The organism is Saccharolobus shibatae B12 (assembly GCF_019175345.1).
Classification (GTDB): Archaea; Thermoproteota; Thermoprotei_A; order Sulfolobales; family Sulfolobaceae; genus Saccharolobus; species Saccharolobus shibatae.
In genome coordinates this window covers 2,086,741-2,101,782 of record NZ_CP077717.1, presented here as the reverse complement: position 1 = coordinate 2,101,782, position 15,042 = coordinate 2,086,741, and the positions used below count along the sequence as shown (strand labels likewise).

General features: G+C 36.3%; 10 protein-coding genes and 2 pseudogenes. 4 read left to right on the top strand and 8 right to left on the bottom strand.

Features of this window, described 5'->3' with window-relative positions; all coding sequences use genetic code 11:
- Positions 1–10: 10 nt before the first annotated feature.
- The 6 genes and pseudogenes from J5U23_RS10975 to J5U23_RS10950 all read right to left on the bottom strand — a co-directional run bounded on the left by J5U23_RS10975 (position 11) and on the right by J5U23_RS10950 (position 6,868).
- Positions 11–1,366: a class I adenylate-forming enzyme family protein gene (locus tag J5U23_RS10975; protein WP_218266176.1), complete on the bottom strand. Its 1,356-nt coding sequence runs from the start codon at positions 1,364–1,366 to the stop codon at positions 11–13.
- A gap of 35 nt (positions 1,367–1,401) precedes the next feature.
- On the bottom strand, positions 1,402–2,187 hold the full coding sequence (locus J5U23_RS10970) for a PaaX family transcriptional regulator (RefSeq protein ID WP_218266175.1): 786 nt from the start codon (positions 2,185–2,187) through the stop codon (positions 1,402–1,404).
- A 77-nt stretch (positions 2,188–2,264) separates the two neighbouring features.
- Positions 2,265–3,356: a lipoate--protein ligase family protein gene (locus tag J5U23_RS10965; protein WP_218266174.1), complete on the bottom strand. Its 1,092-nt coding sequence runs from the start codon at positions 3,354–3,356 to the stop codon at positions 2,265–2,267.
- A gap of 116 nt (positions 3,357–3,472) precedes the next feature.
- Positions 3,473–5,020 (bottom strand): annotated as a pseudogene (locus tag J5U23_RS10960) (acyl-CoA synthetase).
- Positions 5,021–5,067: 47 nt separating this feature from the next.
- Positions 5,068–5,457, bottom strand: coding sequence for an SCP2 sterol-binding domain-containing protein (locus J5U23_RS10955; protein ID WP_218266173.1), 390 nt, complete (start codon positions 5,455–5,457; stop codon positions 5,068–5,070).
- Positions 5,458–5,470: 13 nt separating this feature from the next.
- Positions 5,471–6,868: a hypothetical protein gene (locus J5U23_RS10950; protein WP_218266172.1), complete on the bottom strand. Its 1,398-nt coding sequence runs from the start codon at positions 6,866–6,868 to the stop codon at positions 5,471–5,473.
- Between the two features lie 100 nt (positions 6,869–6,968).
- Between J5U23_RS10950 and J5U23_RS10945 the strand changes: the two genes are divergently transcribed.
- From J5U23_RS10945 to J5U23_RS10935, 3 genes and pseudogenes are all read left to right on the top strand, one after another.
- The gene (locus J5U23_RS10945) at positions 6,969–7,751 is read left to right on the top strand and encodes an acetoacetate decarboxylase family protein (protein WP_218266171.1); all 783 of its coding nucleotides are present in this window, start codon (positions 6,969–6,971) and stop codon (positions 7,749–7,751) included.
- A 72-nt stretch (positions 7,752–7,823) separates the two neighbouring features.
- Positions 7,824–9,680 (top strand): annotated as a pseudogene (locus J5U23_RS10940) (AMP-binding protein).
- 313 nt (positions 9,681–9,993) lie between these two features.
- Entirely contained in the window at positions 9,994–10,857 is an 864-nt protein-coding gene (locus tag J5U23_RS10935; protein ID WP_218266170.1) for an amidohydrolase family protein, read from the top strand.
- Here J5U23_RS10935 and J5U23_RS10930 read toward each other — a convergent pair.
- A complete protein-coding gene (locus J5U23_RS10930; protein WP_218266169.1) occupies positions 10,850–12,130 on the bottom strand; it encodes an MFS transporter in 1,281 nt (426 codons plus the stop codon). The two genes, J5U23_RS10935 and J5U23_RS10930, sit on opposite strands and share 8 nt — an antisense overlap.
- Positions 12,131–12,240: 110 nt before the next feature.
- On the opposite strand from J5U23_RS10930, the gene J5U23_RS10925 reads away from it, so the two are divergent.
- Positions 12,241–13,353 carry a mandelate racemase/muconate lactonizing enzyme family protein gene (locus J5U23_RS10925; protein WP_218266168.1) on the top strand — a complete coding sequence of 371 codons (1,113 nt, stop codon included), beginning with the start codon at positions 12,241–12,243 and terminating at the stop codon, positions 13,351–13,353.
- On the opposite strand, the gene J5U23_RS10920 is transcribed toward J5U23_RS10925, so the two are convergent.
- Positions 13,354–15,036: a long-chain-fatty-acid--CoA ligase gene (locus J5U23_RS10920; protein ID WP_218266167.1), complete on the bottom strand. Its 1,683-nt coding sequence runs from the start codon at positions 15,034–15,036 to the stop codon at positions 13,354–13,356.
- Positions 15,037–15,042: the final 6 nt, after the last annotated feature.

Below are 15,042 nucleotides of genomic sequence, written 5' to 3'. Positions count from 1 at the left end.
ACAATCTCCCTTATGGTAATTTATCTACAATATATACTTTTTTAAGCCTCTTATAAAATGCTACCTTAGAATTAACTAAATTCAGTAATTCTTCTTCTAAACCACTTCTCCTATCCTTAACTATTACATAGGCTACTGGTTTCTGCCCTAAATTACCCTCATCCTCTCCTAATACTTTAGCGTCTATAACCATTTCATGTGTTTTTAATATGTCTTCAAGGTCTCTGGGGAATATGGGATAACCCTTATATTTTAACATCCTCTTCTTAACCCCTCTGAAGTAAAGTAAGCCCTTCTCATCCATGGTGACTAAATCTCCTGTCTTAAGCCAGTCTCCTTCAAATACCTTTCTTGTCTCGTTTTCATCTTTATATCCCAACATAGTCCAAGGGGATTTGATCCATAACTCTCCGACTTCCCCTATTTTAGCTTCCTTTCCGTCATCTTTAACGATTTTTATCTCTACACTGGGTAATGGTTTTCCTATTGTTAATATTCCAGCGTATTCCTTTGGTTGATGAGTTACTCCTAGGCACTCAGTACACCCGTAAGCTTGCAATATATCCTTCCCGTATTTTTCCTTAAAGGACTTTAAGGTATTCGGGAGTAGGGGTGCAGCAGAGCTTATGCAAAGTTCTAGGCTGCTTAAATCAGCGTTTTCTGAGAGTAAAGAGTCGTAAATCATTGGAACTGTAGACAAGTAGTTTATTTTATACGTCTGTATGGCGTTAACCAACTCCTTGATGTCAAATTTCTTCATTATATAGATTGCCCCACCAAATTTTATGGTTATTCCAAGTACGCTATTGCCTAAGACGTGAGTCAAGGGGACTGTTAATATCGATCTTACCTCTTGTATCTGTGATATGTTATAACTCTCCTCAACGTTCTTTATCACCCTTCTGGGACTGTGTAATACTTGCATGGTCTTTCCTGCTATCCCAGCATAATAATAGACTAGTCCAACCTCATTATCCTTATATTCATAAGGTTCCCTTATTTTCTCCTTCATTTGTAGTTGTGTGATTACCTTATAATCCTTTAAAACGTTTTTTTCTCTATTATAAATGTCGTTATCTGTAATTACTGCTTCGGGTTTTGCGTCTTCTAAAGTGAATTTAAGATCTTCTGCCGAGGTTAATGGGTCTAAGGCAACTACCTTTGACCCAGCCCAGAATGCAGCTAAATAAGCGAGAATTGAGGGAATCGAATTATACATTAAGTGTACTACAGTATCTCCTGGTGAGAAGTTTGAGGCTATACTCGATATTTCCTCTATTGTTTCATGATAGGTTAGGATTTTTTCTCCTATTAAGAACGTTCTAGATGACTTACCTTTTTCATAAAGTAAGGTAGCTAAGCTCACATATGTTAATTGTAAAATAAAAATAATAAACTTAATTATTCCTCATAAACGCTTTCAAAGTATTTGTTAGCTAATGGTTTAAGAGAATCATAAACGTTTTTAAATAATTTGTATGCTTCGTAGCCTATCCAATTATTTGGTAGGAGTTCCTCCGGTAACCCAGGATCTATATGAAGGAATTTCCTATACTCATGAAGTATTGTTATCTTATTTACGAAAGCTTCAGCGGGAGATAGCTTATCGATTTTATCTAAAAGTTTTACCCACTTGCCTATAAATTCCTTGTACTTTAACTCTATTTCACTTAAGTTCCAACACTTCCTTATTATAATTTGCGGATCTTGTGGAAAGTAGGCTATGAATAAGTAGACCTTTCCTCCGTCCTTCCAGTACTTCTCTATCATCTCATTTACTACATCTTCTAAAGGATTAGGAGAAACCCAACTTGATGAAGCCAAGGCTCCGAAACCCAACCACTTTAACTCTCTTCTTACTTTATTCCTTAACGCCTTATTATCCTCGCTGAAATTATATACTACTACTCGCCATTTTCCGTCCCAATGTCCGAATCTCCACTCCATAACTCTCCTTATTGCAGTTTCGAATTTTAACAATGTCTCTTGAGAAAACGTATAACTACCCCTATTTACGCTAGTTATTAATCCTTCACGGCTTAGCCTGTGTAGCGTAGTTCTGACTGCACTATTGGTAAAGCCAAAGGGTTCGACCAATTTTACTAGACTTCTAGCCCGGATTGTGCCATTCTTTTTACTCAAATTGTAATCTCCCAGAATCGTAAAAACCAAAGTCTTTAATTTCATATTGCGTCGATATTATCTTAATCCCAACAGATTTAAATAGTTGCCTCTATTCTATGGCAAATCGTATTTAAAAATATTTAATATTCTCTACATGCCATAAACACTGGATTAATAAACTCTTCTGATGAGGCACCTATAATTTCATACCCGTTTTTCATCAGCCTTGAAACTCTATTCTTAGCTACTTCAAAATTATCACATGTTAATCCTATCAATTCCTTAACTATTTCCTCATCTAAGTCTGGAGGTACTAATCCAAAGTCGCCTGTAATCATCGCATCTTTAATTCTATTATTATCTAACGCTAGTGAAGCCTGAACAAGCTTTCTGTACTTCTTCTGGGCGAATCTATACTTATAACTTGAATTCTTAGTCATAAATTTTTCAGTAGACCTTCTGAAGATGAAAGCCTCTGATTTTAATATGTTTAAGTACTTCCTCCAAACGTTTTCCTCCTCATCCGATAATTCGTCCATTTCTACCTTTGCATTAAATTCCTTACTTACAGCCTTCGCTAGGGCTTCTCTAAAGTCTCCTAATTTCGGGGTTGAGCTTCCGTCTATTTCTATTGCCGCAAAATATTCCTCTGGCTTTTTAATTGCCTTATCCGTGAATTTCTCTGGAGGTATGTTAAGGATCTTGAAGGGCAATTCTGGGTCAGGTTTCCATAAGTTAGTGAAGCCATTGAAAAATACTACTTCTCTTTTATCACTTAATATGCTAACTCCGGTTCCGCATAACTTCTTCCCCTTTACCCTTATATCGTTAGGGCTAACGTATTCGGCGTTTGTAACTCCGAGACTTTTCACCACATCGAGGAATACTTTACCTACTAGGATATCGTAAGCTTCTGGAGAGTTCTTGAAGATCTTTTGTGGAAATATTATAGCCCATCCGCCGGTAATCTTATCCATGAAGATATTGCCCATTCCCAGTTTCCATCTTCTAACTAGTTCCACATTATATTTCATAACATTATCTAATTTAACTTCTCTATCAACATCTTGATAATAGCCTAAATAAGAGAAAGGTCTACTGAATCCTTCCATCACTATTAGTGTAGGAGGTATTTCTTTTAGCTCATTTGTCGAATATGCATATGAGAGTATTGAGGCTAGATTAAAAATTTGGGGATCTGCTCCCTCGAAATACAACAATCTTATATTCATATAGTTTAATAATTACGCTATCTTATATATTTTATGGGCAATCTTTATTAAAATAAATTCTATATTTTACAGTACATTAAATTATATAAAAACTAGTCTTAAGTAGATACTATGAATTATCCTAATTCCTTCAGCTTATACTTCTGTATTTTACCGCTCTCGGTCTTAGGAAGCGATGCGACGAATTTCACTTCCCTCGGATATGCATGTCTTGAGTACTTTTCCCTTACGAAATTAATTATTTCATTTGCTAGGTTATCCGATGACTTATAATTTGGCTTTAAAACTACGTAAGCTTTAATTATCTTTCCCTTAACTGGATCATCTACTCCTATTACCGCTGCTTCCATAATTGCGGGATGTTGTATTAAAACGCTTTCTATTTCAAATGGACTCACTCTGTATCCTGACACTTTTATTACTTCATCCTCCCTCCCTATGAACCAGAAATAACCATCCTTATCTATTTCCGCAACGTCACCAGTTAAATACCAATCCCCTTTAAATACCTTCTTAGTTTTCTCTTCATCATTTATATAACCTAAGAAATAGAATCCTTCACAATTCTTGTTAATTGCTATTGCTCCGTCAATTACAGTGACCTGATATCCTGGTGCTGGCAGTCCCATACTTCCCGGTTTAACGTCAGCCTCATAGCCCCAGCCGTTATATACTATCATTCCAGATTCCGTTTGACCGTAATGGTCCTTTATCATGAAGCCAAAATTTTCCTTAAACCACCTTATAACTTCTGGATTTAATGGTTCTCCTGCAGAGCTAGCTCTAGTAATCCTTAAGTTAAACTTCTTAGGCTCTTTCACAGTTCCCATTATCATTCTGTAAGCAGTTGGCACGAAAGCAAAATTAGTAATTTTAAAATCTTCAATAAGTTTCAGAGTATCCTCGGGAGAGAATAACTTATCGAAAAATATCACTGTTTTCTCGAATATTATAGGAGATATTATCCCTACTCCAAGACCATAAGCCCAACCTGGATCTGCTGGAGTCCAGAATACATCATCATCCCTTAAGCCAATACCGTATTTTATGTAAACGTATAGACTATAAAGTGTTCTGAAGTTCTGTAATGCTCCCTTAGGTCTTCCAGTAGTACCAGAGGTGTATTGTAAACCCGAGGGATCGTTGGACGAGATCTTCTCCCAGTCCTCTCTCTTTAATCTATCATAAGATATGGCTTCATCAAAGGATATAGAATTTCCCCTCTTTCCTGGAAATGTGACTATATTATCAAACATGTCCTTAATTTTATCGTATTGATCTTCTTATGCTAATATAACCTTAGGCTTCCTATCTCTGGTCCTCATCTCTATTGCGGCTGAACCGAAAGCCGTGAATAAAGGCTCATATATGGCTCCTAACATCCAGCTCGAAATTAAATAGATCACTTGTTCGATTTTCTTAGACGCTAGACAAGCTACTACGTCACCTTTCTTTACCTTAAATTCGTGTCTTAAGAACGTACTTAGTCTCTGAGCCTTATCCTTTAATTGAGAGTATGATAGAGACTCCTTATCCCATTTGCTATCTACTCTAAGGACCGCGATATCGCTATTATCCCTTATTAACTTATCCCTAAAATCATTACCAAAGTAATTTTTTACCTCATTCCAACTAAAATTTTTAACTAATTCTTCATATTTCATTAAACTAGTATTTGATAAAAAACTTAAAAAGCTTATGTTAACGCTTTTCACATAATTTCCAGATTACTTGTTAATCCCCTAGTCCTTATTATATTTGCTATGTTAACTGCAGCTCTAATATGTCTTAATAAATTGAGCTTGTCTCCCTTAACTAATTTAAGCTTACCGGTTAGTAAGGCTACTGCTAAGTCTAATTCATTTAACAATATGGACTTCCATATTTTATAATCCCCCTCGATTATGTAATCAGCATCTTCACCTTCTTCAACTCCTAGACATTTTCCTGCTTTTATGATTACTTTAAATTTCATGTCATTATTTTTCACATTTCTTAGTATGAATAATATATCCCAATTCCATGACCTCATCTCATCTATCTCAATATTATTTATCTCATTGCATAATTCCTCAGCCCATTCGAGACTAGGGAATTTCATTATTTATTACACCTTAATGCCAGATCTCGAAGTGTCTTAATATATTCTCAGTAAGTACTTCCTCCCTATAGTATTTCTTATAGAATTCTATATCTAGGTGATGGACTTGCACAGCCATGGGTATCCATATAGGATCGACTCTGGGGAACATTCCATATTTTGCTACTGAGTAATCTATAAACGATATCACAGCTTCCTTTATATCTTCCTTAACTTTAATCTTCTCATCCCTTCTGAGCATTTCGTAAATGTCTCTCTTCCACGCTACTAGATTAGGATCCCTATTGGGGCTCCATATCCCGTCATATTCTAGTTTATTTGGCTCCTTATACTTACCGTACTTTATATTTAGGAAAGCCTCTACCAATTCCCTACCGTTTTTATAGGGCGAATCCTTACAGCCTTCTATTATAGAAAAACTCATTTTAACGTTTTTTATTCCGACCTTATATGGCCAGATTCTCTTACTTTTCTCTGGTGGTTGGCAAACTACAGCTCCTGCTTCCTCTAAACCCCTAAATTGAGGTGCAAATGCACCCATCATAGTATAGTCATAGATCCCACCGAAGATCCAGCTACCAAGGCCTATAGCCTCACTCATTAGTCTACCGTTTTGAACTGAAGTTCCTACAACTACCCCAGCTACTGCCCCTATTGCCCTATCTAATAAATCCATCGTCATTGGTATTTGGGAGGATAAAATTCCCTTGTCTACTAGCCTCTTCATTGCCCCGTTTTGATCAGCAAGCTGACCCGTATTATCATCAATTATGGGAACTCTTTCATATTCAAAATAGTGGAATAGTATGTTAACTATTACCCTCGATGCATCATATATGGGGAGTAGTAGAGTACTACCATTTTCATTAAAGTTCTTATTAAATACCATTGCAAAGGGTAATGTACCAGCTAAGTCAGTTCTCCCGTTAGCTAACTTAATGGAGTAATTCTTATACCACTCCACTATCTTTTCCAGATCCTCCTCACTTCCAACTTCGTATATTTTTGAAGCTTGTGGGGGTTTGTAGAAGTAAACTCCATCATCAATTATATAAATTAGATCTAGACCTTGATCGTTATCTGGACCAGGTATCGTTCTTCCTGTAGCATAAATGAAGGTTGCAATATTATTACTAACGCCTAAATCTGCTAGGATTAGCCCATTTGGGCCTGCAGCAGCCCAGGTAATTAAAGCATTCTCGATATCAGATAAAGGTATGGGCTTCTTTTGGGACTTAAACTCTAATAATCCCTTAGGGTATTCAACTACCAGATTTCCTTTTCTAATATTCTCTCCAGTATCATATCTATATCCTAGCCCGAATCTCCTACTTCTAACATGAGCTAATTGCTTCATTAAGGATTCATTCCACACTCTTCTTAATAGTTCCCTCTCTTTTTCAGATGCCATATATTTAGTTAAGCAAAATTCTTTTTAAAACTTTATTCTTCTCCGAGAATTTATGATTAAAGTTTATTAAGTTAAATAAGAGAAATATATATGGGGGAATATGAAGGGTAAACTAAATGTAAATCAAGTATTTGCCATGCCTGGTAACGCTCCTCTATATTTAAAACCGCCAGCCTATTATAGGGACTGTCTAATATTGATGGGAGTATTTAAGGGAGATCCAGATGGAATTAGTGAAACAATACCAGATAACTTAGACCTAGTAACGTTAGGAGATAATAAGCCATTATTTCTTTATTTCCAAGCATATTATCCCTTCTCAAGTCTTTACGGGTCATATAACGAGGTTGTGTTAGCTCCCTTAGTCCTTTATCAGAATCAGCCTCATCTCTTTGTCTCATATATTTACGTGGATAATGACTCTGCTCTTACTGCTGGTAGGGAAATATGGGGATTCCCTAAGAAGTTCGCTAATATGAAATTAGAAATAAAGGGAGAGAGTATAGAGGCAAGTCTAGAGAGACCAGCTGGAAGGAAGTTAATAAGTGCTCAAATGAGGATTGAGAGGCAAGCGAAGTTAGAAGAATTGCAGGCAGCTGGAATTGGCTCATCACCAACTCTTCTCCTTAAAATAGTTCCCAATCCAGATGCGGAATCTAAACCTTCAATAGAGTTAGTTAAAGTTGAAGTTAAGATGATGCCTAGACTTTCAACGAGTGATAACTCCCTAGAATTATGGACCGGGAAATTGTTACTAAACTTCGTAGAGGAAAGTTTAACAGATCCTCTATCTAAATTCGGTCCAGTAGAATTAGTAGGTGCTTATTTCGGAAGATTTGATATGATCCTGCCTGTTGGAAAAGTTATATATAAATATATTTAAGTATTTAATTTTTTATTTATAGACTTAAGCTTGATAGTAAACTTTATATTTTTTTGAACTATTATTAATATAATGGAGTTGTATTCATTATCTAAAATTAGAAAGTTTATAAAGGAAGTTGAAGAAAATCCCCTTAGATTTTGGTGGGAAACTAGGAGAATGATAAAATGGATTGTGGAACCTAGATATGTCGCAGAAGGGGATTCACCAAAAATAAGATGATATATAGGAGGGAAATCAAATATATGCTGGAATGCAATAGACGTTAATCTCGATGAGAGTAAAGATAAGGTTGCATTCTATTATATGAATGAAAACGGGTTTGTCAAAGCGATAACTTACTGGGATCTGTTCTACGAGGTAAATAGAGTAAGTTACCTCTTAAAGGAGTTGGGTGTTAAAAAGGGAGATACTATATCCTTATTAATGCCTAATGTTCCAGAAGCGTTATACTTCGCCTTATCCATATATCGATTAGGAGGGATAATAGCAATGCACTATCTTGGTTTATCGTCACAATCTTTCGCTGAAAGGTTAAACGATAGTGGGTCTAAAATTCTAGTAACTGCATCAAAGGGATTTAGAAATGGAAGTGAGGTAAGGATTAAGGATTATGTCGATAAAGTCTTAAGTGAATATAAAACTCCCGTAGAGAAGATAATAGTAGTAGGTAGGGGATTTTCAGATTTCAATCTAATTCAGAATAGGGATTTATTATATGAAGATGTAGTTCCTAAGGGGAAGATTTATGTTAAGCCAGAAGAGGTTGAGTCTAACGATCCAGTGATAATTGCCTATACCTCCGGTACTACTGGAAAGCCTAAGGGCATATATTCCTCTTTAGCATATATAGTAGCCTCGACGTGGGCACTTAAGGCAGTTTTAGGATTCCGTGAGAAAGAAGACGTGATTTGGATTCTCTCAGATTTAGGATGGCTGACTTGGGGAGGTAATATTCATTTCCTCCCTCAGAAAAGGTTAATTGGAGTAATATTTGAGGGATTTATAGGTTACAAAAGGGAGTTATTCTCAAGGATTATTGAGAGGTTCAACGTTAATTTAGTATGGATGCCTACTACACTCCTTAACATGCTTAAGAGTTTAGGTGAGGAGTCCGTAAAGGCTGGAGATATAAGCTCACTAAGGTTGATACTAAATACCGGAGAGCCTCTTAATCCTGGGACGTGGAAATGGTTAAGAGAGAACATGCCCAACGTAGTTATTGCAGATTCCTATTGGATGACTGAATATGGATTTCCAATAGCTGCAACACCTTTCGGGCTAGGTGAAATTCCCTATAAGCCCGGTTCCGCTGGGTTAAAGTTCTTCGGCGTTAGAGTTGTTGATGATGATGGTAAACCGTTGCCTCCCAACCAGAGGGGATACATTGTTTTAAGTACGCTTAATCCCTCAATGGGTAGATTATGGAACGATCCTAACATGGAGAGATTTATAAAAGTATATACTTCGAGATTTCCCAATTACGTCTATACTGGCGATTACGGATTTTATGATGATGATGGATATCTTTACGTTTTAGGAAGAGTTGATGATATAATATTGGCTGGTGGAAATAGAATAGGTACTATGGAAATTGAGGGGATTTTAGCGAGTAATCCCGATATAGCGGAAGCTGCTGTAGTTGGTTATAATAGGGATAACAGTTATAGAGTAGCCGCCTTTATAGTATCCAAGGCTGGTATTAACATAGTAATAGACAATGTTAGAAATTATCTGAAAGACAAGGGATACTCAGTAGACGACATCTTTATAGTTAGAAGATTGCCTAAAACTAAGAGTGCTAAGATAATGAGGAGGTTACTTAGGGCTTTACTTTCCAATGAACCATTAGGGGATGTATCGGCTTTAGATGATATTAATATATTAAATGAGTTAAGGGAAGTAATAAACAATACCACCACTCATTAGATTTTGCCTTTTAATATTTTCGAAAAATTTTTAACTTTTTCTATTACGGAATCACTATAATTAGAAAACTGGAAGCTTATTAAATTTACTACCTTAAGGTAATACCTAACGGAAAGTTCCATAACTGCTACAAATAAGTTTCGTTCTAAATTATTTCGCAAATATGTGTAACATTTATTTGTGTAAAATTTCTTTAATAGCTAAGGTAATTATCCTATAAAATTAAAATGCTTCTATTTCATCATATTTATGATACTTATCAGATTTATCGTAATAAATACCTTTAAAAACATTTTTTGTAGTAATAATTAGTATGGGGTATGTAGATTCCCATGTTCATATTTGGGTAGAAGAAGTCCTATCTGAGGAAATGAAAAGGAGAATAAGCGGTATTGCCCAAAATGCTGGGAATAGAACGAACGTAAATGACGTAATTAAGGAAATGGATGAGGCAAATTTAGATTACGTGGTTAATATAGTATACCCATCAAGGGAAATGTGGGGATCCAATGAGGAAATAGTGATAAGGGCAATTAATTTCTTTAGAAAATATTCCGATAGATTTTCTATAGTTGGAGGAGTTCAAGTAAATCATTTATCTGAAAACGAGACTAAATACTGGATAGAGAAGCAATATGAGGTTGGAGTCTCTGGCTTCAAGGTTCATCCTCCCCATATGTGGCTTAAACCTAACGCCTATAGGCAGGAAGAGGGAGGATTAAAACAGTTGGAAACATTATATGAATTTGCACAAGATCATAAAATGCCCGTTATAATTCACACCGGGACGAGTTATTTTCCATTTGCCAGAAATAAATATGCAGATCCAGTATTTGCTGATGATATGTCAGTGGATTTCCCAAAGCTTTCAATTATATTAGCTCATGCAGGAAGACCTATTTGGGTAAATACAGCATTTCAACTGGCTAGAATTAGGAGGAACATATACTTAGACCTATCAAGCGTACCACCGAGGAAAGTGTTAGAATATTTACCTAGGCTAGAGGATATTAAGGATAAATGTCTTTACGGTAGTGATTATCCAGACATAGGAGTAAGAGGAATTAAGGAAAACTTACTTGAGTTTTTACAGATAAAAATTTCTAAGGAGGCTATGACTAAAATAGTTCAAATAAATCCGAAAAATTTCTTCAAACCGTTAAGTTATACTAGGTAGTTTTGAGCCCTACTGAGGTTTCTTCTAAGGGCTTTTTCTTAGTTTCTTTAGCCATGAGTAAAGATATTATAAATGCTAAAGTGCAAATAATTCCAAATACTACTAGGGAAGTTGAAAATCCTAACAACTTAGTCATAGTGGGAAAGTACGTTACACCTAAGACTGCCCCTACTCTGCTAACTGCAGTTGCGAAACCTTGCCCACTAGATCTAACTGAAGTAGGGAAGAGTTCTGTAGGATAAAATAACGTTACTGCGCCCGCCCATTGTTCTAAAGCTACAAATGACATGAAATAGGGTACCAGAAGCGTTCCCGTAATCTTAACCAATCCTCCTAATATTAGTAGGAGAGACATAGAGCCTAATCCTACTAAAAGGACCATCTTTCTGCCTAAGGAATCAATGAAGAATTCTGCAATTATATAACCTATAATAGCCCCTATACCTATTAACATAGTACCATAAAGTACTTCGTAATTTGAAGGGAAAGCGAATTGTCTTAATATAAATGGATAGTAAAGCCCTATTCCGTAAGAAGCTACATCAAAGAGGAACCATACACTAGAGACAAATAGCGTAATATATAATACTTCTCCCTTAAATAAATCTAGATATCTCCTAACTCCCTTATTCTCATCCTCTTGTCTAGGTAAACCGCTGTTCTTTATAATTCCCTTAGAGATTAACCATCTTGGGGATTCACTGAGGCGTATTCTGACCAGAATTATGGGAACGGATATTATAGCCCCAACTAAGAATACCCATCTCCAGAAATAAGGTCCTAATGGCAATAGAAATAGCGTAACTACAGCTGAGAGAAGGGTTCCTATCCAATACATTGATACGCTACCGGTCAAATATCTTCCTCTACTTGGGGAAGGGGAGAACTCAGCCATTAGAGTACTACTAACGGGATAATCACCACCTATTCCTATGCCTAAAAGCAATCTGGAAATGAAGAGTTCGAGGAAATTTTGAGACAATGCGGCAGTTAATCCGAAGAATGCAAAGAAAATTAAATCTATTCCCATTATTCTACTCCTCCCCATCTTATCCGACAACAAGCCGAAAAGTATTGCCCCCAATATCATGCCCATTAATGACGATGATGTGATTAATCCCGTTTGTATTGATGCTAACTTAAATTCACTTGAGATGAAATAAATAGCGAAAGATATTACAGATAAATCATATCCATCTAGAAAGAAACCCGCAGATGAAACGAAGAACGATTTAACCTTAATACTCGTGGGAATGTTATCGAAATGTCCCATAATTGTATTAACGATAAATGAAAATAAAACGTTTACTCGCTTATAGTTAACTGATATATTAAAAAGGTTTATCGAAAAGCTTAATTTTTACGAATGTTTAGAAGTTAGTGATGAAAATAAGCGATATTAAAACATATAGAGTTAAAATACCTTTAAGGGAGCCCACACAATTCTCATGGGATCCGTTACCTAATACCCACTTTGAATTTGCATTAATAGAAGTTACGAACAATAAGGGTACTAAAGGATATTCTGCGACACAGTTCACAGCACAGACTGAGGTTGCAATAAGGGGTTTAAAACCATTATTGAAGGGATTAGATGTAGAGGATTTCTTAGCTAATGATAGGCTTCTGGAATTGGGTAGTTGGTTTTTCGGAAGAGTAGGAGCTATTGAAGTGGCTCTATGGGATCTCTTAGCTAAGGAAGAGAACTTACCGTTATATAAACTATTTAGAGGAAATAGAAAGATAGTTAAAGTATACGCTAGTACTGGAAGATTAGCTAAGTCTGAGGAAATCATCGATTTAGTTAAAAAATACTACGATATGGGTATTAACGTCATTAAAATAAGGTTTCACAGAACTAATATAGACGATGATTTAAATATAGTTAAGGGAATAAGGAAGGAGTTTGGAGAGCAAGTCAGAATCGCAATAGATGCTAATCAAGCCTGGGGATTAGTTCCCCCGTTCTGGAATAGACGTGATGCATTAAAGGTGGCTAAGGAGTTAGAAAGATATGACGTAGAATGGTTAGAAGAACCCCTTTTTAAGGACGATATAGAAGGTTACATGTGGTTAAGGAGAAACGCTAACGTTAAGATAGCTGCTGGAGAACTGGAACATAATTTGTGGATATTTAAAAGATTTATTGAAGAGAATGCCTTAGATATAGTTCAAGCTGACGTCATCTACTCTAATGGCATTAACGAGTGTGTTAAGATAGCTTTATTAGCACAGATTAATGGCTTATTATTCTTACCTCATGCGTGGGATCCAGGATTAGGATGGTTGGCTAATTTGCATTTGACTGCAAGCTTGCCAGAAAGTTTAACTCCTTACTTGGAAACTCCCTTAGATCCTTTGTGGTGGTTTAATGACGTAATCCAGTTTGCCTTTAAGAAAGAGATAGAAATAGAAAACGGTTATGTAAGATTACCAGAAAAAGAGGGACTTGGGATTGAGCTAGATATGGAAAAAATTAAAAAATTCATCATATAATTATTTTTGACTTAAAATATTTGAATATCTATCTCTTAAAACCTTCTTATCCGTTTTTCCCGTACTCGTCTTAGGAAGCTCTCCCTCTATAATTATAACCTTTTCTGGAATCCACCATTTTGGAATAGTACCTTGGTTTACAAATTTATTTAAATGCTGTATTATGTCGTTTTCAGTTAATTTCCCCTTATATTCCTGCTTAGGAGTTATAATTGCAACTGGCCTTTCTACCCACTTTTCGTGCTTAGCTGCTATTACTGCAACCTCAGCTACTCCTGGATGTGTAGATATTAAATCCTCAAGCCTCGTACTAGGTATCCACTCTCCTCCGCTCTTTATAACATCTTTTACTCTATCAATATAGGCAATGTATCCCTCCTCATCCCAGACTGCTAAATCTCCAGTATGCATCCATCCCTCTCTCCAGGTATCCTCTGTCTTTTTAGGATCTTTATAATATCCTCTGGTGATCCATGGTGCCCTAACTATTATTTCACCCATGGTTTTTCCATCTTTAGGAACATCGTTCATATCTGGATCTACAACTCTAACGAAAACTAGTGGGGCTGGTCTTCCTGCTCTATATAAAATATATTCCTCTTTCTTTTCTTCAGGCCAATTCTCCATTTTGGGTTTAAAAGTTAAACCTCCCATTAGAGGAGCAGTTTCAGTCATCCCCATTCCTTGAGATATTAATATTCCTTTCTTCTTAGCCTCCTCATATAAACCTTTAGGAATTGCCTGCCCAGCAACAATAAATTTAAACCCCCTGAGATCATAGTTCGCCAGTTCTGGGCTGTTAATAATTAAATAGAGCATAGTTGGTACTCCCGCAGTATATGTTACCTCTTCCTCCTTAATTATCCTTATAATGTGATTCCAGTCATACCTTCCTGGGTATACGGTTTTCATTCCCAATAATAAAGTAGAGTAAGGAGATCCCCATCCATGAGCGTGGAACATGGGCGGTATCTGTAGCCAAACGTCTTTATGAGTTAAGTTTAAGGGTGGTGCGTTCCATACACCGGCATTTACTACAATACTGTGAAGAACCATATCCCTATGTCTGAAATATGTTCCCTTAGGTAAGCCAGTAGTCCCAGAGGTGAACACTAAAGTAGCAATCGTGTTCTCATCAAGTTCTGGAGGAGTGTAATTCGGGTCTCCTTCTCTACTTAACTTCTCATATTCATTTACTTCAACATTTGGCAATTTTACGTTAATGTCTTCGTTTTTATCGCTCATTACTATAACCCTCTTCACTGTAGGTAGTTTAGGAAGTAAGGAAGACAATAAAGGAAGGAAATCTTCGTTGGCGAATATTATCTCATCCTCAGCTACGTTTATAGTGTATGCCATTTCTTCTGGCGATAATCTTACATTAATTGTATGCATTACTGTCCCGGTGATGGGTATTGCGTAATATAATTCTAAGAATCTACTTGTGTTCCAATCCATAACACCTATCCTAGTGCCCAAATTTTCCTTATTCCCTTGTCTTATCTTAAACTGGCTTAGCGCACTAGCTATTCTCCTCACTCTTTCATGGAGTTTAGAGTAAGTCAGCCTAACTTTGGGAGCCTTAGGAGGAGCGTAGACAATTTGTTGGTCTGGATAGGCATAAGCGGCCCATTCTATTATCTTATCTATAGTTAATTGGTAGTCATAGATAGGACTTTTCATTCTTCC

Coding starts and splice junctions, on each gene's coding strand:
- J5U23_RS10930 (WP_218266169.1), bottom strand. CDS start 12,130: ATGGGACATTTCGATAACATTCCCACGAGTATTAAGGTTAAATCGTTC.
- J5U23_RS10955 (WP_218266173.1), bottom strand. CDS start 5,457: ATGAAATTCCCTAGTCTCGAATGGGCTGAGGAATTATGCAATGAGATA.
- J5U23_RS10935 (WP_218266170.1), top strand. CDS start 9,994: ATGGGGTATGTAGATTCCCATGTTCATATTTGGGTAGAAGAAGTCCTA.
- J5U23_RS10945 (WP_218266171.1), top strand. CDS start 6,969: ATGAAGGGTAAACTAAATGTAAATCAAGTATTTGCCATGCCTGGTAAC.
- J5U23_RS10965 (WP_218266174.1), bottom strand. CDS start 3,356: ATGAATATAAGATTGTTGTATTTCGAGGGAGCAGATCCCCAAATTTTT.
- J5U23_RS10950 (WP_218266172.1), bottom strand. CDS start 6,868: ATGGCATCTGAAAAAGAGAGGGAACTATTAAGAAGAGTGTGGAATGAA.
- J5U23_RS10970 (WP_218266175.1), bottom strand. CDS start 2,187: ATGAAATTAAAGACTTTGGTTTTTACGATTCTGGGAGATTACAATTTG.
- J5U23_RS10925 (WP_218266168.1), top strand. CDS start 12,241: ATGAAAATAAGCGATATTAAAACATATAGAGTTAAAATACCTTTAAGG.
- J5U23_RS10920 (WP_218266167.1), bottom strand. CDS start 15,036: ATGAAAAGTCCTATCTATGACTACCAATTAACTATAGATAAGATAATA.